A 21,601-nucleotide genomic window follows, 5' to 3' on the forward strand; every position below is an offset into this window, starting at 1 on the left:
GATTATAAGATGTTTCATGCTGTTTCAGATACAGAAATAATATATTTTTCCGCATAATTAGTTTGGTGTGCAATCATTAAATATTTTAAGTTCAAAAAATGAGATTAAAAATTTAGTTGAAAAAACAATTGAATTATCAAATAAATTGGATTTGCAACCTATAATTACATTTTATCTTGAAGATAAATTATTGCAAAATTTATTAAAGAAAATGGAGAGCCAATTAGGAAAAATATTTCAACAGAATAAATATAATAGAGATAAATTTATTTCTGAGGCTATAAATATTATAATTGACAATACGCCTAAATTAAAAGAAGTTAGGGAAAAAATTACAAGTAAAAAATATATTCATTATATTTATTACGCTATCCCAATAGATACTGTAGAGGTCTCCTTTGTCAGAAACAACTGGGTCCCACCTAAAGCGATAATATTGAAAGGAAAAGTCAGGTTTACCTTTATGCCTCATGAGAGCTTTAGTGAGCTCGAGAATTCGATAAAGGTACAGAATGAGGACGATATAATAGTAGAATTTGAAGATGGACTAGTAAAGAATTTTAACAGGAAAAGAAACATATTCACTGATTTCAGGAATACCTCAGAGGTACTTCAGTCAGGTAACCCGGTTATAGTTAACTTAGCCCCGACCCTCAACACTTTTCTCCTATCTTCTGTAATTGCAAACAATGTATACCCTTGGATTAATAGGGTGAGGATTTCACGTAAAGATGAGACGTTAGAGTATGAAATACTAACCGGAAAAGCTGAAAAAGATGAGGTCGTAAACGGTATTACCATAGACCCGCAGAGTAAAGCGGAAATGTACTACGACTACAAGACGGGTAAAAAACTTGATAAAAACGAAGTTATTAACGCTATAGTCTACAAATTACCCGGAGTATAATATCTCCTTGTCGATAGGTACGGAATTTATCTTCTTACCGGTTAAGTCCTCTACAGCACTTGTGATAGCTGCAGCCGCTACCCCTACTGGTATCTCCCCTATACCCTTTGCACCTAAAGGGGTGAAAGGAGATGGTGATGGCACTATCTGGACTTCAAATTCTGGAAGATCTAATGCAGTTGGAATACCGTAATCCATAAGGGAAGTGGTTAAAAGCTCTCCTTGGGTTCCGTATCTATAAGCTTCGTATAAGGCTAAAGACACACCTATTGCTGAGCCACCTATAACTTGTTCCTTCACTAACTCTTCATCAAGGGGCGTCCCGGGGTCTATAAAGATTATGAGTTTTACCGGTTTAATTAACCCCGTTTCTTTATCTACTTTTACTACTGCGAGGTCACAAGCAAAAGGATATGCATTAAACCTAGATTTCCCCTGATGACTGTAAGTGTAGGAAACCTCTACGTTATCTACTTGGCTTATGTGGATCCTTTTACCTGAGCTTGTTATGAAGTACCCTTTTGAGAACGTGGTCTCTTCTCCCATTTCTCTTTTTATCCTTTGAGAAATTGTCTTGATCAGCTCTTCTCCAGCTCCTTTTATAGCACCTGCCATGAAAACAGCCATTCTACTTCCACCTGGACCAAAAGACGGTAGTGCAGAGTCACTATCTAACATTTCAACTTCTATGTTACTTTCGGGAACCCCGAGTATCTGTGAAACTAAGACTATTGCAGTGTGTTCATTACCTTGTCCTTCTGGGCTATAACCTATTTTAACAACTACCTTTCCTCCCTTTAATTGGATTTTCACTCCTTCAGTGCCAGAAGGGGTGCTCGGATCTGTGGAACACGCAAGACCTACTCCATACCCTTTCTCTCTCAAACTCCATATGTCATTTCTTTCCATAGCCATCCTGAGGAGAGTATGAGGATCACCAGAGTCGTAAAACGTATAAGGGGCTTCATAAGGGAATATATCGATCAAATTTCTTTTCCTTATTTCAGCTTTATCAACTCCCAGTTCATCGCTCAGCTTGTCCATTATTCTTTCTAAGGCCCAAGTGTGAGGAGGCGTTCCTGCGCCTCTAAAAGCTCCAGGCGGGTTTTTATTAGTAGCTACAAGTTTAACCTCATATCTTATGTTTTTAATTTTGTAAGGCCCTGCTAATATACCGGACGGCTTGAACGCTTGTCCGTTATACAAGCTAGCACCTATATCTTCAAATATTTTGAAATCTAAGCCCGTTATTATTCCGTTTTCCTTATAGTAAACGTTTATTTTAAATTTCCTTTCGGGGCCGGAGCTATTAGAACCTTTTAGGTGTTCAGTTCTTGTTTCTATCCACTTTATAGGGACTTTAAATTTATCTGAAGCTTGGGCTAAGACTGATAGGTAAGGTGCTAATGAAAATTTAGAGCCGAAACTCCCCCCGGCTCTTACCGGCACCAACTTTACCTTTTTACCGCTAATTTTACTCACTTCCTCAGCTAGATATTTAGGAGCTTGAGCGTTAGAAAGGACGGTACCGTCAGGATATACTATAGCTCCGAAAGTTTCTATGGGGTTACCTGAAGACCTTGACCAATATAGCTCTAAATCTAACCTTTTATCATTGGTAGGTATGGAGCCGAACTCTAGAGTCTTCTCATAGACTACATTACTCTTCACTTCTTCAAATACTAATACTTCATTTCTCATGGCTTCGTCTACATTTGTTACAGGTTCTAAGGGCTCATACTCAATGTCGATTAACTCGGCTAAGTCTTGTGCCTTATAAAGATCATCGGCTATAACTAACGCTATTGGTTCGCCCTCATACCTGACCTTCTTGTAAGCTAAAGGAAGAGTCAAGAGTGAAGAGCCTTCATTCTCCTGCTTCTCCCCTCTTTGGAAAATTAGGTCGTTTGCGGTAAATACAAGTCCACCTTTCTCTTCAACTTCTTTAGTCCCGATTTTTAGGATCCTAGCATGTGGATAAGGGCTCCTTACAAAAACTCCATAATACCCTTTAAATGGTAAGTCGTCTACGTAGCTTCCCTTACCTATGAGTAATTCATATAAATCGTTTCTCCTCATGTTAAGTTACTTGATCGGTGCCGTATTTAAAGCGTTCTTAGTTAGTTTAGATTTTACACTCGAACGATATTAGTTGTTTAAAAAACTCTTACATTTCAGTGAATGTTTAGTTTAATTTACAAGATTATTTATATTCTCGAATAACAAGATTAATAATTGATATGAGATTAACGTGGATGATTGGCGGGGCACAAGGCACCGGAATAGATACTTCAGCTACGGTTTTTGGAAACGCTATAGCCTCTGCAGGCTACTATATATTCGGAAATAGGGAGTATTATTCTAACATTAAAGGGAGACATAGTTATTTCACGTTGACTATTTCAGATAGACGAGTTAAGAGTAATACACAAAACGTTGACATACTGGTTTCTTTTGATGCTGAAACAGTTTTTCACCACTTCGCAGACGTAAAATCTTTCCTTATTTACAACAAGTCCGTAGAAAACGTTAAGCTTGATACGGTACAAACTATGGAGGAAGAGACAAAAGAAAGGGTAAAAAAGGTATTAGGTCAAAGAGGTCTTGACGCCACAGTAAGTTCAGCGTTGAAATACGTAGAAGGCAATGGAGTAAAGTTAATTCCTGTGAATTATGATGAAATTACAAAGAAGATAGCAGATGAGTTTAAGGTACCCCTTTCTGTAGTTGATAGGGTAAAAAACACAATAGGTATAGCAGTCTCTTACAAACTTTTAGGTCTAGACATAGATTTCCTAATTAAGGCAAGCGACAGGATATTTAAGCAAGACCTTTATAAGAAGTTAAACGCTAAGGCGGTAGAAGAAGGGTATTCTGCTGTTACGTCGGTATACGATTTAAAGCCCCTTAAGGTAAGTGATGAAAGGTATTGGCTTGATGGGAATACGGCAGTAGCGATAGGTAAGATTTATGGCGGACTGAGGTTCCAATCGTATTATCCTATTACGCCTGCATCAGATGAAAGCACTTACATCGAGGCACATCAAGAAGTACTAATGGTTGACCCTAAGACCGGGGATAAAATAAAGGGGACAGTAGTGGTTGTCCAGTCGGAGGATGAAATAGCCGCGATAAATATGGCTATTGGTGCTGCATTAAGCGGAGTTAGAGCAGCTACGGCGACTTCGGGACCTGGCTTTTCGCTAATGGTCGAAGGGTTAGGATGGGCAGGTATGAATGAGGTCCCAGTAGTCATAACGTATTATATTAGGGGCGGTCCTTCAACTGGTCTGCCCACAAGGACGGGGCAGTCGGATTTACTATTTCCTCTATTTGCTGGACACGGTGAATTTCCGAAGATAGTAATAGCGTCAGGTGACCACGCTGAAGCGTTTAAAGACGCCTTATGGGCACTAAATTTGGCTGAAAAATATCAGACACCGGTTATTCATCTAGTCGAGAAAACTTTAGCAAACTCATATTCTACTGTCCCTAAGCACGAGTTAGGACTAGACAAACTGGACATTGATAGAGGGAAATTAATAAGTAAAGCCGACCTTAGTTACCGTAGGTTTAAAGTAACACAAGATGGCATATCTGAAAGAGCTCCCTTAGGTACTACGCTAATGTATTACACTGGTGATGAACATAACGAAATGGGCCACATCTCAGAAGACCCTGAGAATAGGGTCATAATGTATGAAAAGAGGATGAAGAAGCTTGAAATAGCAGACCAAGAGATACCTGAAGAGTCTAGATTGAAGGTAATTGGTAATAAGGACTCTAAAAACGCGATTATTACATGGGGGTTTGCGGGTTCTGTGCTTGAAGACATAATAAACGAATCCGGGTTAGACGCTACAGCAATCCAGATAAGGATGTTTTCACCATTCCCGTCTAGGTTGGTTACAAAATTACTAAGCGGTAGGGATAAGGTTATTGCAGTAGAGGGAAACTATCTGGCACAAGCGTCGAGTCTAGTCACAATGTTTACCGGGATCACCCCTACTAATTATGTGTTAAAATGGAACGGCAGGCCCTTCTTGAAGGACGAACTAGAGAACGGTCTAAGGCAAGTAATTAATGAGAACGTTAAAAAGGTGGTGTTATATGGAGGCGCTTAAACAGTTCAAGCCCGAATGGAGTGATTGGTGTCCAGGTTGCGGTAATTTTGGTATAATAAACGCCGAACAACAAGCTATTATGGAGTTAGGCTTAAACTCAGAAAGGGTAGTTATAGTTTCAGGTATAGGGTGCTCTGGTAAGTTACCTCACTTCATGAGAATCCCAGTGTCTGGAGTCCATACTCTTCACGGTAGAGCATTAGCTTTTGCCACCGGTATCAAGTTATCTAACCCGTCTTTGGAGGTTATTGTAAACGGAGGAGACGGTGACTTATTGGGGATAGGAGTGGGACACTTTGTATCAATTGGGAGAAGAAATACCGATATCACAGTTATAGTACACGATAATGGGGTCTACGGACTTACTAAAGGACAAGCATCACCGACCCTTTTAAGGGGGATAAAGACAAAGTCATTGCCTAAGCCGAATATTAATGATGCAATTAACCCGTTATTCTTGGCGTTATCAGCGGGGTATACATTCGTAGCTAGGGGATATGCTTATGACGTTAAACACTTAAAAGAATTAATAAAAAGGGCTATAAAGCACAAAGGGTTAGCGTTAGTTGACGTGTTACAACCATGCCCTACCTATAATGATATAAATACTAAAGAGTGGTACGATAAGAGAATTTACAAGCTGGATAATGACACTGGTTGGGATCCAGTAGTTAAGGCTGAATCTGAGACCAAAGATAAACTAAAGAAAGCAATAGATAAGAGTTTTGAGTGGGGGGACAGGATACCTATAGGAGTATTTTACGAAAACGAGTTAATCCCCTCTTTTGAAGAGAGAATAAAGCAAAATTCCCCCTCTTACTCTCAGTACTACCCCGCTGCTCAACAAATAGAAATAGATAGAAAACCGAATACTCTAGTAGAGGATATCCTTAAGGAAAAAAGAGTAGAGTATTAGATTTCAAGTTTTCCGTTTTTTAGGTATATTTTTCTAAAAGTAGAAGGTAAGTTATTAATGTCTTTTTGTGAAGCTATCATTACACAACACCAGTCTTTATATTCCCAAGGATCCTGGTCTCTAAGGAAAAAGGACTTTAACCTATCAGGTGTTGAAGTTTCCAGTAACCTATAGTCTTGGAGTGTCGAGAAAACCGCGTAGATGTTGTCGCTCTGTATCTCTTTATCCAACACTTTCCAAAATACTGGTCTAGATTTCACCTTTTCCCACGGTTCTGTGAGTTCACCTACTTTAAACCCGGCTGGAGCAGAGCCTACTACTTCTAATATCTCTTTCATCTCAATTTTTCCTTCGTTATCTATTATCACTAACGTGTCTCCTTTAGGATAATAAAAATAGTATTTATTTCCAGCAGAGCCTAGAAGTACTACGAAGATCCTCTCTCCGTTATAATTGAGGAAGTATTCTTCAACAGTCAAAAGCTATACCCGAACATAAAACGTGATTGGGATCTAATGAATTTTTCAGTATTTGAAGCGACGTATACGAATAGCCCAGACAGTCCTCATTTTCTCTACACCCCCTCTCGATTATAACGGTATAACCTTTATCTCGTAATGAAAGAGCCCTTTCATCGCAAGTCCTAATATACCCACTACCGTAAAACGCAACTCCTGAGGAAAGTTTTTCTAAGACTTGTACTTCAGCTCCCCTCGATACTACTATCCCAAAAACTCTCTCACATTCTAGTTCGGTATGAATAACCCCCTCGACACTCTCTCTATTTTTAGATATTCTTTCGATATAAGTTGAGAACCCAGCAAATATCGCATAATGGGTAACGCCTGAAGAACCTAGAGTAGAGACTATTCCCCAAGGGTTTTCATATAATACTTCTTCTGGTCTGTCAACTTTTAAAGATACTATCTTTTCTGGCTTAGGTAGTACCTTGAGGTTTAACTCTACATAAACGCCTAGCGTGCCCAAGGTACCTGCCAGAGTTTTCCATATCTTATAGCCGCTTGAAAATTTTGTAGTCTTACTCCCGCTCTTTATCAGTTTCCCGTCTCCCGTAATTATCTTAGCACCTAGAATGAGGTCTTTAGGATATGGAAACCAGATTGAAAACGGAGAAGGAAAATTAGTAGAGAGCAGCCCTCCTATTGTACCATCATAACTGGAAGGGAAAAACAAGTTTTTTTCAGACAGATAAGCCTGAAGTTCTTTTGTTGTGACCCCACTTTGGACTGTTACATAAAGGTCTGAGATAGAACTTTCCAAAATCGAGTTAAGTAGTTCAGTAGACACGCAAATATCAAACTCAGATTCTCTGACGTGATGCTTTCCAAGTCCTAATACGTGTATTTTTTTGTTCTCTTTATTGCTTTCTTTTATTATCTCAATTAAATCGTCATAGGAGGTCGGCTTTACGAGCTCGTTACATTTCATGGCAATGTATAAGCATTTTAAACTATAATACCAATTTAAGCTTGTGCTATTACGGGAGGAGTTAAGCAAAATTGTTGGAAATGAATGGGTGATCTCTTCGGACGAGAAAAAACTTTATGGTTTTGACGGTCTCACTGCGGTAAAGGGAGAACCCGAACTGGTAGTCTTACCGGGTAGTGAAGAAGAAGTTATTAAGGTAATAAGACTGTTAGTGTCTAGGAAGAGAAAAGTTATAATCAGAGGTTCAGGTACTAGTCTTAGTGGGGCTACGGTTCCCCTTAATGGGGACGAGGTAGTAGTAGGTCTAAGTAGAATAAATAAAGTCTATAGGTTGGAGGGGCTGGAAATTGAGGTAGGTCCAGGGATTATAAATGCGATGGTGACTAAAAACGCCCCTCCTAATTTATTTTATGCGCCTGACCCTGCCAGTTATCAAGTCTCATCTATTGGAGGAAACATTTCCCATGATTCAGGCGGTATCCATGTGGTAAAGTATGGACCTACGTTTAATAGTATTATAAAAATTAAAGTTATTTTACCTAATGGTGCAGTAGAAGATTTCAGGCCCTCTCCTCTCTTTAACCCTACGAGTATATTTATCGGTGCCGAAGGTACTCTAGGAGCGGTTCTCAGGGCGAGGCTCAGACTCTTTATAAGGCCTAAAGAGAAAAAGAGCGTAATAGCTACGTTTAATTCACTAAGAGACGCTGCAAATGCAATAGTTGATATATTCAGACACGGGATAGTCCCTTCGGCATTAGAAATGATGGACAGGTACTCTATTATCGCTATTGAAAAAAGCCGGTATAAGGCCGGTATACCTGAGGTAGAAGCATTACTTTTAATTGAACTCGACGGGTCTCAAGTTTTTGAGGAGGAGAGTAAAGTTAAGAGCCTTATTGCGAGCAACGGAGGAGAAATAATTAATGTTAAGGATGATTCAAAGTATTGGAACGCGAGAAAGGGTGCATTTCCGGCTATGGGGTCAATTTCTCCGGCTTATATAACCTTAGACTGTAATGTCCTGAGGAGTAACCTAGCAGATACGTTAGAAAAAATTAGAGAGATCGCTAGGAAATACAATGTCTATATCGCTAATGTATTTCATGCGGGAGACGGGAATTTACATCCTTTGATTTCATACCACCCAGACGACTTCTATAGTTTCTATAGGGCAGTTAGAGCAAGTGATGAAATCGAGAAGATGGTTATTGAAAACGGTGGTGTACCGTCTGGTGAGCACGGTATTGGGATAGAGAAGGTAAAGTATATTGAAAAATATTATGACGCTGACAGTATTGAAGTAATGAGAAGGTTAAAACATAACTTCGACCCGGAAGGCCTTTTTAACCCTTGCAAGATATTTGGTGGGTGCAACATAAATTCTAAGGAACTAAAGGTGCTTTGGGAATGGGATTAAATGAAGAACTATCTAAGTGTGTCCATTGCGGTTTCTGTCTAGAGGCTTGCCCTACATATGTCATCACTAGGTCAGAGACTCACTCTCCGAGGGGCAGGATTGCGGCTGTAAAACTAGGGATAAATAGTGAGGGTTTAGCTACGTGTATGTTTTGTAGAAGATGCGAACTTGCTTGCCCCAGCGGGGTTAAGTATTCCGATATAATAACTGCAATCAGAAAACCTAATCTATTAGAAAAAATAATACTGAAAATGTTAGAAAATCCTAAGAGTCTAGTATCATTTGTAAAACCCGTCCTTAGGTTAGAGGGCTTTTCGCCCCTAGAATACGAGGACGAGGACTACGATATAGTATTATTCCCAGGTTGTATAACCTCTGTTGTATTCAGGAAGACAGTAGAGAACGCTTTAAGGTACCTCAAGAGTCAAGGGTATAGAGTGAAGATATTCAACGGCTGTTGCGGGTTAGCTCACGCTCACGTAGGAGAGATGGAAAGGGCTAAACAACTGGTAGGCAAATTAAAAGAGGTTCAAAATAAGCCTATTATCTCCCTTTCGTCTAACTGTTCGGCTTTTATGAAGGAGAACGGGTTAGACGTGTACGATTTTTCAGAGTTTATAGTCAAGTTAAATAAAGACTTACCTAAAAAGGATATTGAGGTTACTGTTCATGAACCTTGCCATGCCCACTTACTTGGATTAGATAAGTATACTAGAGAAGTTTTGCTCAGGATGGGAGTTAACATTAAAGAATCCGAGGAGCCATCTTTCGAATGCGGTGCGGGTGGAGATTATTTCCTTTTTCACAGAGAGCTTTCTGAACAAGTTATGAGCGTAAAGAGAGAGAAGACTCTAAAGAGTGGAGTCAGTACTGTCGTGTCTACTAATCCATCATGTTCAATTGCCTTCCTGAAGATGGGCTTGACCCCAGTTCATGTTGCTGATTTGATTTTTAAGTAAAGAGTCTGTTCTACACCGTCTCCTATTGTCATAGTAGAGTAGCGAGTATTATGAGAAGAATCGGAATTAAAGACTACAAAGACAAGACTCTAGACATGATAATTACGGTAATTAACCAAAAAGGTGGGGTCGGTAAAACAACTACTTCGGTTAACCTAGCCTATACTTTAGCTAAGGTAAAAAATACAGCTCTAATTGACCTCGACCCAGAAGGAGGTGCAACTGTGTCTTTCGGGATGAGAAGAGAAAAGAAAGATTATCCTTTAGGTGGAAAAAGCGTTAACATATTTAACGTCGAAATGTTCCCCGCACATATTGGACTACTTAAAGTCGAGCTGAACGGCGATATAGAATCAACAGTATCTATGTTGCATAAGATATCTGAATCGTTTGACTATTTAGTGATCGATACACCCCCTAATTTAGGTACCTTATCAGTATCAGCTATGATGGCTGCTGATAAGATAGTCACTCCGATTACGCCTCAACCGCTAGTCTTAGAAGCTGCTAGAAACCTAGATTCTAGGCTCTCTAGCCTCAATAAAACGGCACTGGCTTTTACCAACATGAGCAAGAAAGCGGTTAGTGTAGAATACTCTGCGGTGAAGAGTATCGATATAGCGATCCCTCAATCTAAACTCTTCTCTGAAGCCACTAGACTAGGGGTTCCTGCAATAAGATATGAAGAGTTTAGAGTGAAGAAGCCGAAGTTTGGAAGCCTTTACGAAAAACTAGCTAAGGTAGTGACGGAGTCATGAGTGAGCTCGACCTAATCCTTAAACGGAAAAGAAACGATTCTGAGCATATAGATGAGAAAAAGGAGAGCTCATCTGAACAGGAAAAAGAAACGAAACAGGATATAACCCAAGAAAATAAAATAGAATTGTCATTACAAGTTTCAGAGACAAAACCTACTCCTGAAGTAAAAATAAGTGGAGAGGAAGTAAAACATGAGAGTGGGCAAGAGTTACAAGTAAAGCAGAAAATGAGAGAATTTATTGAAAAAGACCCTAAAATTGGAGTGTGGAGTTATCCGGCTTTTCTTGTGCTCCAATATCTATATCATACTGTCCCAAGTTTCAAAATGAGTAGAGTTGCTAAAGAAGCATTAGAAAAAGGATTAAGTGAAATGTATCCAGACCTCTTCAAGATAGCAACGGAATTAGCTAAAGAAGAAAAGAAAATTTGATGGTATTTCTTTCCTAGCCCCTTTAGCAAGTGAATTTTTCACCCGATTAATCTCTCTTCACTATTTTTGTGTATGTAAAACCTAAGAGAGAAATAATGAGTAATAGTAGACCGCTCCCTAATAATAGAAAATCAAACTTAAAAAGATCAGAATAGTGAATGAGTAAGATGGTAAATGAGGTAGTACGTGTATTGGTTATAGTAGCCTGGGAAACAGTATAAACATTTTCCACCTGGTTATTTGTTTGTACTTTTCCTATTTCTTGTGCACCAGCTGGAGCAAGTGCAGGGGGTCCTTGAACTATGACTTCAGCACTAGATACGACTACAGAAGAATTAGGGGACACAGTGACTTTCTGCTCATAATGATAAATCAAATAATCCCCAAATGCCACCCCAGTAACCAATAGTAGAATTGATAGTAATAATAATATTTTCCAGTTTATCACACTTTGTAAACTTTACCTCGCCAAAATATATACTTTTCCTTATATGAAATTATGGCTACAAAAAGTGTGAAAAAGATTGCTGGTACAGACATTATAGAAGGGATTATGGAGTATTTAATGCCCGAATTAAGTCCCCGAATTATATTCTTAGAAATCCACATAAAAAACGGAGATATGAAAACTAAGTTGTGTAAGATTAATAATAGGGCTAAAAATAGTGCGAAAAACACTGACACGATCAAAAACCCTTTGTAACCCTTATTCGAATAAATCCTAACCGTTAAAATTTGCCTCTTAGACCACCTAATTAAATCGTTTTCGTCGAAAACGTTAAGGGGCATAGCCTTGAATACAAAACCTATTTTACCTCTCTGCTTAGCTATTCTCGACAAGGTACAATCATCACACCACTGCTTCTTCAAATCTTCAATTACGTCAACGGAAAAGAAATCTCTCCTAAACGCCATTGACCCACCCCATAAAAAAGTCCCCCCTACAGCTTGTGACTCAAAACCAAATGTCCAAAACCCAGCCCTAATTAAATTCTTTAACGAGAACTTATAGGGTTTAGGCCACGAAAATACGGTCGTGGCGACATAATCGGATAAGGGAGATACCAGCTCTTTAAGCCAATGCCTCGGATAGTAAGTGTCAGAGTCTCCAAATACTATTATATCACCTTTAGCGTACTTCAAACCGGTTAGCTGTGCCTTGATTTTTCCGCTACATTCTTCACAAACACTCTCAGCTACCACTACTTTTATGTTATACTTTTTCAAAACGTCCACTATAGGGTCTTTTATATCGTCTACTACATAGATTACTTCATAGTCCTTATAATCTTGGTTAAGAAGTGATCTTATATTACATTCAGCGTTTACGTCTATCCCTCTTACGGGTATTATAACAGAGGTAAATCCTTTATAGTTTCCTTTCACCGAAGACCTGAGTTTGACTTCCTGAACTACCTGATAAACTATTAATAAATCTGCTAGAACTGGTAAAAGTAATAATATTTCCGAGATTAACATACTCTAATCCCAAACGTTTTAGCAAGTTTAAAGCGTTTTCACTTATACCCGGTGCTACCAGGATACCCCTTACTTTCTCACCCCTTTCTTTGAAATACATTACGTATCTGTAGAGCTGAGAAACGGCTTGAAGGGTAGCTTTAGACCTCTTAAACTCCAACACTAAGAAGTTTCCTTGTGAATCTTTCCCCAGTAGGTCAACCTTTCCGTAAGGTGTAGTATATTCACGCTGTATAGGGATAAATCCGTCCTCTATTAATTCAGGCTTGGAGATCACCATATCTACCTCATCTTTTTCACTCCCCATCAGTACAAAGTTTCCCTCATTCACGTAAGCTGATGTTATATAGAATACTCTAGACATCAAAATCTCCAGTATTTCCTTTGGTCTCTTCCTTTCAGCTTTCACTCTCAAGACTCTATCCTCTACACTTAACTCTATTTTACTTCCAGGTGGTTGCCAGTTTATAGGCTCTCTCTTAGTCCCTTCATGGATGATAACACTCCCGTCAGGTTTGATTAAAGTAAGCCTAACTGATAAAGAGGCGTGAGAAAATGCCCTCCCTCTGTATAATATCTCGCACTCTGCAAGGATTGTTAAAAGTGTTTTACCTACGTACTTTTCTAAAAATGATTTAGCGTCACCTACTGTGGGGTCTAGTAATACTTCATACACAGTATTACCTAAAGATAAGCAATATTTAAATGATCAAAAGTTTCAGTCTACTGTTTTACTCTCTTGACTATTGCGTCTAGACTCTGCATACCCTTTTCAGGTAATCGAGGAGTTCCTTTACTTCAATAATCGTGGGGTGCAGAGAGGAGACTATAGACAGTACCTTCAAAGAGTCTTCGCTCCATAGTTCACAGTCTTCAGAGTATTCTAGAGTAGTCTTTGAACCCTCTTTTATCTGCAGTCTAGTACACCCTTTTTTGCTCTTTATAAATAACTTAAGTATTCTCTGGGGTATGACGTCCCCAGCCATGTTTAAGTTCCTATCGAAAAATACTTTGTTGATTTCTAATAGTATCTCTGAGATCTCGAAATCTAAATAACTAGTAGGTTTAAGGTTTAAAGGCCTTTCACTGAGGTCGTCTACATAACGTTTAATTAAGGACACCGGTAAATCAAATTCTATTGATGCTTTGTTCAGCCCATCTATTATAATATCCTTCACATTTTTCAGTTGGTCCTTTATAGACTCTTCTGCCTCCGCACCTTTTTTGACAATTAAGTTATGCGGGTCGAAGAATCTACCGTTTTCAAAGCTGACTCTAGAGTTATTAGTATGGAGTTTTATTATCTTACTCCCATTTATGAAGGCTGACTCTAGGTTTACTAGGTTATAATTATACAGAAACTGAAGAGAATCTTCAGAGCAATGGAACGTAAAACTGACCTCTGTCATGTTTTCAGCCTCGCTCCTCCATCCACGGGTATAACTACTCCGTTCACCCAAGAGGACTCTTCACTTAATAACCACACTACCACTCTGGCAAAGTCTTCAGGGGGAGCTTTATAGTCCCCTAGTCTCCTCATCTTCTTCCAGTCCCTGTTGGGCATAAACTCGCCGTCAATTACGCTCGGAGCTATACCTACCACTCTAATCTCTTTTTCAAGGAGTTCTGAGGCAAGGACTTCTACCGCTTTAGCTATTCCGGCTTTAGCGATGCTATAGGATAACTGAAAAGGTAAAGCTGTATATATGCCTCTTATAGCTGAGACTAAGACAACAGTCGACCCCCTATTAAGTCTAGACAGAGAACTCTTCACTACATAGAGAGGAGTCTTTAAATGGTTGGTAATCATTTCGTCAAGCCCTTTTATGTCATTTATCGTGTCTTCAACATAACCCCCTACTGTTACTACTAGGTCAGTAAAATCTCCGGCTTTATTTACTACTTCTTCAGCTTTCTCAGGGGACGAGACGTCTCCTACTACATATTTACAATTCTTCACGTTCTCGCAAATTTCTCTGAGTTTCTTCTCATTTCTAGAGTTTACAATTACTTCAGCACCTTCTATGGACGAAAAATACGCAATAGCATAACCTAGTCCTTTACTTGTCCCTACGATAAAAATTTTCTTACCTTCTAATCTCCCCATTATAAAAAATAGATCAACGGTTTGATTTAAGTAATAGTTTAATATTTTCTGTTGACGTAACGGGCATACTGCACGTATTGCCCTTACATACATAAGCCCTACTACTGCCTTGATTAAACTTAACCATCGACCTGATAAAAGACGGTAGGAAGTCGACGTCATCTGGCGTTACGACCTCTACCACCTTCATTGGGTGATAAGACAGCAAAGACGCTTTATGAAGGCTATCAGCCTTACCGTCTTTCTCGTTAACTATAACCACATGAGCCGTACCTTTAACTAGAGATGATACAATTTGGGTAACTCCAGCAGTGAAGAGGGGACTAGGAGCGAAAGGGACTTCTAGATCTATTGTCTCTCCTTTAATTATCTTTGTCTTTAAAATTCCTTTGAGGGCTAATGACGCGACCGATTCATTAGGTGAATCAACAGGGTAGTTATAGTCTAGACTCTTTACTCTTTCCGATAGCTCTATGGATAGTTCTCTGTACTTTTTGTCCCCTGTCACTTCATAGGCTGTAATTATTGCGAGGAGGGCAGAAGCGTAATCTTCAGGTAACCCTTCTTTTCCACCGTCTAGCCTCCTTGATACATTCGGCGAGATCTTTTCTATTACTTTTAATGCCTCTCTCATCCCCTTGCCCGTTATTATACTGGATTCTAGCAAGGCTTGGGCTACTCTAGCATTGGGATACGTGTATGTATTGTCGTCCTTAAAAGGAGGCTTTCTGTGTGTTTCTCTATATTCCAGAAGTTTAGCCCTTACCTCCTTTAATTTACCTAACGGGTCATTAAAGTGTTTCGAAAGGTCCTTGAGGTCCGCAGTCCTCTTTAGGACTTTTCTCCCTTCAACTTCTTCTCCTCTATCTACGTTGAATACCCTTACCCATAGTCTATAGTCTTCATTCTGCAGTGCGTCTCTAAACTCGTCTTCAGTCCACGTGTAATAATAGCCTTCTTTGCCCTCCGAGTCCGCGTCTAAACTGTTAGCAAAACCTTCTCCTAGAAACATCTCTCTCAGTATAAAATCTGAAGTTAACGTTAATGCGTCTAAGATTTCTGTGTCTGTGCTGTAGTGATAAGCGTGAACGTAGTCTAAAAGTAACTCTGCGTTATCTATCAAAAGTTTCTCGAAATGAGGGACATACCACTCATCATCTACCGTATACCTATGGAATCCTCCCCCGACTTGGTCAAATATACCACCGTAATACATCTTCTTTAGCGTATACATAGATAACCTAGCTTCCGTATCGCTGTTAGTATAGTATGAATAAGCTAAGAGCAACTCATCAATAGTAGGATGCGGGAACTTCATTGTACCTTGTAGTCCGCCGTGGTCAAAGTCATAGTTGGAAACTATAGCTGATACGACTTCTTCTACTTTGTCCCACTCGGCTTTTTCCTTAGAGTAGGTTATACTCTCGAGAGAAGAGTGAAGAGTTTCAGCTACTTGGGTAATTTTATCTCTTTCTTCTTTCCAAACCCTGGATAATTCTAAGAGAAGTTTTTTGAAGCCGATTCTCCCGTAAGCGTCATCAGGCGGAAAATAAGTACCGCCGTAAAAAACTTGACCTTCAGGTGTCATAAAAACCGTCAAAGGCCAACCCGATTCACCGGTTAGAGAGCTAACGGCCAGTTGAAGTTTTTTATCTAAATCGGGCATTTCATCCCTATCTACTTTAATAGCGATAAAATTCTCGTTTATTATCCTAATTACTTCTTTATCTTTATACGTTGTCTCGTCCATAACGTGACACCAATGGCACCACGCTGCCCCCACATCTACAAGGATCGGCTTATCCTCTTCCTTAGCCTTTCTAAATGCTTCCTCTCCCCATTCATACCAATTTATCTCACTGTCAGCTGATAACCTTAAGAACGCGCTCTTAGAGTCTTTTAATTTATTCATGAATAATAGTCAGTAGATGGGCTAATAACTATTAATTAGGGGGTACTCTTCTTCCTTGTGAATAAGTAAATCGATATGGCTATCAGGCCCAATGCTATACCGACAAAGTTAAACGTTGGACTATCGCTTTTATTACTCTTGCTGAGGTCTGTAAATGTTACGTTTAAAGAGGTCGATTGATTAACAAGAATTACATAAAAGTTGCTCTGTATATTATTATTAAAAATTATGTTCTGATTAAAGGGTGCACTTACATAAATAAAAGAGAAGTTTTGTACTCTGATGGTAGTATTTCTGGATATTGTTATAGACGTACCATTACTTAATTGCAAATTAACACTTCCTCGTCCTATAATATTGATCTTCAGATTAACGAATGTAGGTACGGCAGTCACGTTAACGGTCATGGGCGAATAAACGTTTAAAGTCAAATTACTAGTTTTTTCCCCGTTTATAAATATAGAATAACCGAGTGAAGTAGCTTGTGCGTCAATAGTTATTTTACCGTATAACGGCATGGACGTATTAGTGTTAATAAGTGTAGTCGTATTGTCGTAAATTAACGTGACTACTACTGGTCCATAAATTCTAAATTTCACTTGATATGGGGGTGTCGAATTACTTGCTGACCCAAGCGTGGACGAAAATACGATGAAAAGTACTAGTAGCGATATGAGTTTTCTCATTACACTAAATTAAGCGTAAAATAGGGATAGGGGCTTACCTGAAAGTTATAATATTATTTTACCTCTTTCATGGATGGACTCTGTGACCTCTTTGTAAGGGAGTATTATAGTGTCTTTATTTATCATTATATTGTTATATGTGGTAACCTCGTCTCCCAGAATAGAACTTTCTACTCTGTTCCACTTACCTACAGTTGAGTTTTCGCCAATTATACTATCGACTATGCTACTAAAGTCTCCGATTTGTACGTTTTCCATGAAAATGCTCTCCTCAATATAGCTTCCTTTACCTATTTTACTCCTCCTCCCCACAATAGAGCTTCTAATAAATGAGTCACCGCCTACAGTAACCCCGTTACTTATGTAAAAAGGTGGTCTTAGCTCCGCCTTTTCGCTTACATTAGCGTTTTCACCTATGAACCCCTTAGGGTATTTGAGAGTTAAGAGCTCTAAGTTAATCCTCATGTAATCAGATGGTATTCCGATATCCATCCATAACCCCTTATACGGGTATACCGAGATGCACGTGCCCGATGAAATTAGCTTAGGTAAGAAGTCCCTGCTTATTGAGACTGCGTTTCCGTTAGCTAACCCGTCTATTTTTTCGAATAACTTCCTCTTGAAGATATAAACTCCTGCGTTGATGAGGTTGCCTACGGGTACTTTAGGCTTTTCTATTATTTGGATCAGCTTATGGTCATCTACCACAAGGACACCATATCTTTTTGGGTCTTCAACTTGGGTCCCAACGACGGTAGCGTCACACCCTTCGCTTTGATGGAATTCTATTAATCTCTTATAGTCTACTTCATTATAGATATCTCCATATACTACTATTACATCGTCGGAAAGGTTGTATTGGTTATTTATTATCCTGAGAGGTCCCGCGTCTCCTAACCTCTCTGACTCTACTACCGGAATAACATTTCTGTTTGTATTTTTAATATGTTCTAGGATCTTGTCCGCCATTACTCTAAGTGAGAGGTAGATGTTATCTACTTGTGAATACTCTAGAGCGTCGAGTATGTAATCTATAAGTGGTTTATCTAATATGGGTAAAAGTGCTTTAGGTTTTGTAAGGCTAAGGGGTCTTAAACGTGTGGCATATCCTCCAGCTAATACTATGGCTGAAACCATACGTAAAATTAGAAAACGAGGTAAAAAATTTTACTTATTTAAATACTTCTGTAATTTTTTATCGGCTTCGTCCCAGTTTACTACATTCCACCATGCATTTACATAGTCGGCCCTCTTGTTCTTGTACTGTAGATAGTATGCATGTTCAAACTCATCAAGAATAAGTATTATCGGCAGTTCTGCAATGTGGTTTTGGAAGTGGTTTTCGAAAGTCATTATTTCTAGGTTTCCTGACTCGGTATCATAATATAGCACCGTCCAACCTGTTCCGGGCAAGCTGTTTGCGGCCTCAGTGAATATTTGCTTGAATTTTTCAAAGCTCCCGTACTGCCTGTCTATTAAATCAGCTAAAGCTCCACCGGGTTTTCCTCCACCTTTTCCAGAAGGCGCCATGTTCTGCCAATATAGTGCATGTAACTTATGTCCGTTTATGTTGAAGACCAGCCCTCTCATTAAGCCTTGTATATCATATTGACCAGCAGTTATTTGTCCATTCAGTATTTTTTCCATCCTTTCTAGAAAAGTATTCGCTCCGTTTACATATCCTTTATGGTGTCCGTTATAGTGTACATCTATTATATCTTTACTTATGTATGGTTCTAATGCATCTACTTTGTATGGTAGTGGTGGTAACTCGTATTTTTTGAATTGAACTGTTTGAGTCATATAAAGAGAGTGTAACGCATAGGTTAAATATTTTGTTTAAAATGAGTATGCAATAAAAGACATTTTAAGAAAACGCTTAATAGTGTCTGATTTATTAGGCAATAAAAAAATAATCAGGGCTCACATAATATAGAGGGGGCGACACTGGTTTCCTTTTTAGATTGTAATATTCTTTACTCGAATTTAGTATAATTATGTACGTAACTAACCAGTATACGAAACGTCCCCGTATTTCACGGCTCTTTTGTGATTTCTATTTATCTAAATAGAGTGGGATTACTCCAGTATTAATTTAACAGAGAATATTACAATTCGCAAAGGACACGCGAAAGACCCGTAGGTTCATCTCATAAATTTTTTCCATGATTGTTAGGGTATGATCTATTTTAAGGACTTTATAAGTACGTTTTCTGTTTCTTTTATGAAATTACATTAACTTTAAATGGATTCTAATATAGTATGTCTAAAAATTAAAGAATATAAAACATATAAAATACAATATGTTTTTATAAGTTTTTAAATATAATAATATTTAATGTTGGATAGTATTCGAAGCCTTGGAGACGTTAATATATTGATCAGAAAAGCTCTATTGATGGTGATTAATGGAATACTATCATATCAACTTTCTTACTCCTTAATCAAAAACGTTGGTTCAGCAGAAATAATAGCAGCACTAGTATTTGCTTTATCTTTTTTAGTAGGTGATATACTTATCGTGTTCACGGCTATAGGGGGTATAATAGACCTATTTCAGAGTTATATTTTCTCTTTATTATCCTCAGGTAAGATTTTATTCAATAGTCCAGATTTTATTCAATTTATTATTTCGATAGTCTTTTTATTTATAGTGCCTTTGATAGCGTTAGGTGTGACTAGAAGTTCTAGGTCATTTATTACCAGTGGTGCACTAATTTTGACTCAAATAAATCCTATATGGTCTCTGTTACTTTTTAGCGGTATTTCGCAGTCAGATAACTACGCTGTAAATGTTCTTTCTTCTGCTCCGTTAGCCATACTGTTTATCTATCTAAATCATAGTTTGCTATCAATAGTAATAATTGCACTACTCGTGATTGCTGCTTTTTCCTATTCTCTAAAGTCATATTATGGGCTAATAGGTAGTGTATTTGTAGCTTTAGGATATGCATTTCTCGTAAAAGCAGGTTACTCTATCTCAATTCTATCGGTGATTGTAAGTATTGCAATATATGGAGTAAGTCTTTCAGTATCAACCTTAAGTTCATTACATGAAAACAAGAAAGCATACGAAACATTAAAGAATGATCTAACAGAAGAACTGAAGAGTATAAACTCTATACTATATACTCTAAAAGAAGAAGTTAAACAAGAGAAATCCGAATTTAGTAACACTATTAATGGGTATATAAATGAAGTCACTAAATTGCAAGATAAGGTATCTCAATGTAGGAGTATAGAATGCGAAGAAGAAGTCAAAAATGAACTAGGTAATACCAGAAGAATGATTACAATAGAACTTAATAACCTTATTTTTGATAAGATTAAATTATATAATGATTTCTCTGAGAAGTTAAAGTTCTTAGGTATCAACTTACCGGAACTGGAATACCCAAAAGAAGAGATAAAGATAGAAGAGTTTTTAGATTTCTATAATAATTTGAGAAGTGTTATCGAAAAAAACATATTAACGGCTGCAAATATAATAAATAGTCTAATAGAGAATTTAGGTAAGACGTTAGGTTTATATTTACAGAAAGTTAAGGTTATAAATGAAGATAATATACTTGAAAAAGCTAAATCAATAGATGTAAAAGATATTGACACAAAGTTAAATATCTGTTTAGGAAAAGCTACAGAAATTGGCCAATTATTACTGACAACTCCTGATACGTTTGAGTTAAAGAAAGAATTAGCTACTCTCCCCTTGCAACCATTTACTATAAACAAGTTAAATCAAGCCTCAAAGATTCTAGAGAAATTCACTAACATAACCTTATCTGAATTATCTATGTCATATAGTACTTTTAGAGATATATCTATGAAATTCTCAACTATTGAGATGAAAAATCTAGAAGAAATTATCAACACATTGATTATAGCCATGCAATCCGCCGATACGCCTCATTGCGAAAAAGTCAGTAGGTTATACGATTCTATAACCAATATAGAGCAGATGATGAACTATGTAAGAGAGAAGGACGTAATACTTCAATTAGACGAGATAGTCGACGCAATTTTACCTCAGCTGAAAGAAAGAGAAACAATAGAATTGGGAGATTTGGGTATAAACGAGAAATATGCTGAGTTTTTACTTAGAGCATTAAATAATAGAGGCATTACAGCTAAATTAGAAGGTAATAGAGTAATACTTAGAAATAATAACAAGAATAATAAAGATATATATTACTAATCTTTACACTAGTTTACACTTTTTATCTTAACCTTCTAATGGTTATTTCAGCGTGGTCTCCTACTACGTCTCCTTTATAAAGGTAATTTCTAGCGTTTCTTAAAAGCTGGTGAGTGCACAACACTCTGTCCTGATCAGCTACAATATTTAATATATCTCCAGGTTTCATTGCTACTAGAATTTTAGATATCTCAAGTATAAATTCTTCGCATGATTTTCCTCTTAAATCCAATTTTATTTCTTGTGACATAAATAACA

The 21,601-nt window shown here is 38.0% G+C and carries 21 protein-coding genes; 8 read left to right on the plus strand and 13 right to left on the minus strand.

Features of this window, described 5'->3' with window-relative positions; translation table 11 throughout:
- Nucleotides 1-211: 211 nt before the first annotated feature.
- On the plus strand, nt 212-907 hold the full coding sequence (locus tag KN1_RS03640; RefSeq protein WP_225905771.1) for a hypothetical protein: 696 nt from the start codon (nt 212-214) through the stop codon (nt 905-907).
- On the opposite strand, the gene KN1_RS03645 is transcribed toward KN1_RS03640, so the two are convergent.
- Nucleotides 893-2,986 (minus strand): xanthine dehydrogenase family protein molybdopterin-binding subunit, encoded by a 2,094-nt coding sequence (locus KN1_RS03645; RefSeq protein WP_221289466.1) that lies wholly within the window; start codon nt 2,984-2,986, stop codon nt 893-895. The two genes, KN1_RS03640 and KN1_RS03645, sit on opposite strands and share 15 nt — an antisense overlap.
- 161 nt (nt 2,987-3,147) lie before the next feature.
- On the opposite strand from KN1_RS03645, the gene KN1_RS03650 reads away from it, so the two are divergent.
- Together KN1_RS03650 and KN1_RS03655 are read left to right on the plus strand one after the other, a co-directional pair.
- Nucleotides 3,148-5,031 (plus strand): 2-oxoacid:ferredoxin oxidoreductase subunit alpha, encoded by a 1,884-nt coding sequence (locus KN1_RS03650; protein WP_221289467.1) that lies wholly within the window; start codon nt 3,148-3,150, stop codon nt 5,029-5,031.
- Nucleotides 5,018-5,947 (plus strand): 2-oxoacid:ferredoxin oxidoreductase subunit beta, encoded by a 930-nt coding sequence (locus KN1_RS03655; RefSeq protein WP_221289468.1) that lies wholly within the window; start codon nt 5,018-5,020, stop codon nt 5,945-5,947. Before KN1_RS03650 ends, KN1_RS03655 begins: the two co-directional genes overlap by 14 nt.
- Here KN1_RS03655 and KN1_RS03660 read toward each other — a convergent pair.
- Both KN1_RS03660 and KN1_RS03665 read right to left on the minus strand, forming a co-directional pair.
- Entirely contained in the window at nt 5,944-6,426 is a 483-nt protein-coding gene (locus tag KN1_RS03660; RefSeq protein WP_221289469.1) for a hypothetical protein, read from the minus strand. The genes KN1_RS03655 and KN1_RS03660 overlap by 4 nt on opposite strands.
- On the minus strand, nt 6,416-7,396 hold the full coding sequence (locus KN1_RS03665) for an FAD-binding oxidoreductase (protein WP_221289470.1): 981 nt from the start codon (nt 7,394-7,396) through the stop codon (nt 6,416-6,418). The genes KN1_RS03660 and KN1_RS03665 overlap by 11 nt, the downstream gene beginning before the upstream one ends.
- Nucleotides 7,397-7,439: 43 nt before the next feature.
- Here KN1_RS03665 and KN1_RS03670 point away from each other — a divergent pair, with 43 nt between their 5' ends.
- The 4 genes from KN1_RS03670 (at nt 7,440) to KN1_RS03685 (ending at nt 10,964) form a co-directional block, all read left to right on the plus strand.
- Nucleotides 7,440-8,816, plus strand: coding sequence for an FAD-binding oxidoreductase (locus tag KN1_RS03670; RefSeq protein ID WP_221289471.1), 1,377 nt, complete (start codon nt 7,440-7,442; stop codon nt 8,814-8,816).
- Complete coding sequence (locus KN1_RS03675) at nt 8,807-9,775, plus strand: (Fe-S)-binding protein (RefSeq protein ID WP_221289472.1); 969 nt, start codon at nt 8,807-8,809, stop codon at nt 9,773-9,775. The genes KN1_RS03670 and KN1_RS03675 overlap by 10 nt, the downstream gene beginning before the upstream one ends.
- Nucleotides 9,776-9,870: 95 nt before the next feature.
- On the plus strand, nt 9,871-10,533 hold the full coding sequence (locus KN1_RS03680; protein WP_221290517.1) for a ParA family protein: 663 nt from the start codon (nt 9,871-9,873) through the stop codon (nt 10,531-10,533).
- Entirely contained in the window at nt 10,530-10,964 is a 435-nt protein-coding gene (locus tag KN1_RS03685; protein WP_221289473.1) for a hypothetical protein, read from the plus strand. The genes KN1_RS03680 and KN1_RS03685 overlap by 4 nt, the downstream gene beginning before the upstream one ends.
- Before the next feature lie 46 nt (nt 10,965-11,010).
- Here the strand turns inward: KN1_RS03685 and KN1_RS03690 are convergent, their stop codons facing one another.
- The 9 genes from KN1_RS03690 to KN1_RS03730 form a co-directional block, all read right to left on the minus strand.
- A complete protein-coding gene (locus KN1_RS03690; RefSeq protein WP_221289474.1) occupies nt 11,011-11,412 on the minus strand; it encodes a hypothetical protein in 402 nt (133 codons plus the stop codon).
- The gene (locus KN1_RS03695) at nt 11,409-12,443 is read right to left on the minus strand and encodes a glycosyltransferase family 2 protein (RefSeq protein ID WP_221289475.1); all 1,035 of its coding nucleotides are present in this window, start codon (nt 12,441-12,443) and stop codon (nt 11,409-11,411) included. Before KN1_RS03695 ends, KN1_RS03690 begins: the two co-directional genes overlap by 4 nt.
- Nucleotides 12,334-13,119, minus strand: coding sequence for an endonuclease NucS (gene nucS / locus KN1_RS03700; protein WP_221289476.1), 786 nt, complete (start codon nt 13,117-13,119; stop codon nt 12,334-12,336). The genes KN1_RS03695 and nucS overlap by 110 nt, the downstream gene beginning before the upstream one ends.
- A 76-nt stretch (nt 13,120-13,195) precedes the next feature.
- On the minus strand, nt 13,196-13,852 hold the full coding sequence (locus tag KN1_RS03705; RefSeq protein WP_221289477.1) for a hypothetical protein: 657 nt from the start codon (nt 13,850-13,852) through the stop codon (nt 13,196-13,198).
- Nucleotides 13,849-14,550 (minus strand): SDR family NAD(P)-dependent oxidoreductase, encoded by a 702-nt coding sequence (locus KN1_RS03710; RefSeq protein ID WP_221289478.1) that lies wholly within the window; start codon nt 14,548-14,550, stop codon nt 13,849-13,851. The genes KN1_RS03705 and KN1_RS03710 overlap by 4 nt, the downstream gene beginning before the upstream one ends.
- Before the next feature lie 13 nt (nt 14,551-14,563).
- Nucleotides 14,564-16,462, minus strand: coding sequence for a thioredoxin domain-containing protein (locus tag KN1_RS03715; RefSeq protein ID WP_221289479.1), 1,899 nt, complete (start codon nt 16,460-16,462; stop codon nt 14,564-14,566).
- A gap of 35 nt (nt 16,463-16,497) precedes the next feature.
- Nucleotides 16,498-17,148 carry a hypothetical protein gene (locus KN1_RS03720; protein WP_221289480.1) on the minus strand — a complete coding sequence of 217 codons (651 nt, stop codon included), beginning with the start codon at nt 17,146-17,148 and terminating at the stop codon, nt 16,498-16,500.
- Between the two features lie 45 nt (nt 17,149-17,193).
- Complete coding sequence (locus tag KN1_RS03725; protein WP_221289481.1) at nt 17,194-18,285, minus strand: nucleotidyltransferase family protein; 1,092 nt, start codon at nt 18,283-18,285, stop codon at nt 17,194-17,196.
- Between the two features lie 30 nt (nt 18,286-18,315).
- Nucleotides 18,316-18,951, minus strand: coding sequence for a superoxide dismutase (locus tag KN1_RS03730; protein WP_221289482.1), 636 nt, complete (start codon nt 18,949-18,951; stop codon nt 18,316-18,318).
- A 535-nt stretch (nt 18,952-19,486) separates the two neighbouring features.
- Between KN1_RS03730 and KN1_RS03735 the strand changes: the two genes are divergently transcribed.
- Entirely contained in the window at nt 19,487-21,343 is a 1,857-nt protein-coding gene (locus tag KN1_RS03735) for a tripartite tricarboxylate transporter permease (RefSeq protein ID WP_221289483.1), read from the plus strand.
- 22 nt (nt 21,344-21,365) lie between these two features.
- Here the strand turns inward: KN1_RS03735 and KN1_RS03740 are convergent, their stop codons facing one another.
- Complete coding sequence (locus tag KN1_RS03740; RefSeq protein ID WP_221289484.1) at nt 21,366-21,593, minus strand: sulfurtransferase TusA family protein; 228 nt, start codon at nt 21,591-21,593, stop codon at nt 21,366-21,368.
- Between the last annotated feature and the right edge of the window lie 8 nt (nt 21,594-21,601).

It is taken from the genome of Stygiolobus caldivivus, assembly GCF_019704315.1.
GTDB classification, from domain to species: domain Archaea; phylum Thermoproteota; class Thermoprotei_A; order Sulfolobales; family Sulfolobaceae; genus Stygiolobus; species Stygiolobus caldivivus.

Coding starts and splice junctions, on each gene's coding strand:
- KN1_RS03640 (WP_225905771.1), top strand. CDS start 212: ATGGAGAGCCAATTAGGAAAAATATTTCAACAGAATAAATATAATAGA.
- KN1_RS03645 (WP_221289466.1), bottom strand. CDS start 2,986: ATGAGGAGAAACGATTTATATGAATTACTCATAGGTAAGGGAAGCTAC.
- KN1_RS03650 (WP_221289467.1), top strand. CDS start 3,148: ATGAGATTAACGTGGATGATTGGCGGGGCACAAGGCACCGGAATAGAT.
- KN1_RS03655 (WP_221289468.1), top strand. CDS start 5,018: ATGGAGGCGCTTAAACAGTTCAAGCCCGAATGGAGTGATTGGTGTCCA.
- KN1_RS03665 (WP_221289470.1), bottom strand. CDS start 7,396: ATGAAATGTAACGAGCTCGTAAAGCCGACCTCCTATGACGATTTAATT.
- KN1_RS03675 (WP_221289472.1), top strand. CDS start 8,807: ATGGGATTAAATGAAGAACTATCTAAGTGTGTCCATTGCGGTTTCTGT.
- KN1_RS03680 (WP_221290517.1), top strand. CDS start 9,871: ATGATAATTACGGTAATTAACCAAAAAGGTGGGGTCGGTAAAACAACT.
- KN1_RS03685 (WP_221289473.1), top strand. CDS start 10,530: ATGAGTGAGCTCGACCTAATCCTTAAACGGAAAAGAAACGATTCTGAG.
- KN1_RS03695 (WP_221289475.1), bottom strand. CDS start 12,443: ATGTTAATCTCGGAAATATTATTACTTTTACCAGTTCTAGCAGATTTA.
- KN1_RS03705 (WP_221289477.1), bottom strand. CDS start 13,852: ATGACAGAGGTCAGTTTTACGTTCCATTGCTCTGAAGATTCTCTTCAG.
- KN1_RS03710 (WP_221289478.1), bottom strand. CDS start 14,550: ATGGGGAGATTAGAAGGTAAGAAAATTTTTATCGTAGGGACAAGTAAA.
- KN1_RS03715 (WP_221289479.1), bottom strand. CDS start 16,462: ATGAATAAATTAAAAGACTCTAAGAGCGCGTTCTTAAGGTTATCAGCT.
- KN1_RS03720 (WP_221289480.1), bottom strand. CDS start 17,148: ATGAGAAAACTCATATCGCTACTAGTACTTTTCATCGTATTTTCGTCC.
- KN1_RS03725 (WP_221289481.1), bottom strand. CDS start 18,285: ATGGTTTCAGCCATAGTATTAGCTGGAGGATATGCCACACGTTTAAGA.
- KN1_RS03730 (WP_221289482.1), bottom strand. CDS start 18,951: ATGACTCAAACAGTTCAATTCAAAAAATACGAGTTACCACCACTACCA.
- KN1_RS03735 (WP_221289483.1), top strand. CDS start 19,487: ATGTTGGATAGTATTCGAAGCCTTGGAGACGTTAATATATTGATCAGA.
- KN1_RS03740 (WP_221289484.1), bottom strand. CDS start 21,593: ATGTCACAAGAAATAAAATTGGATTTAAGAGGAAAATCATGCGAAGAA.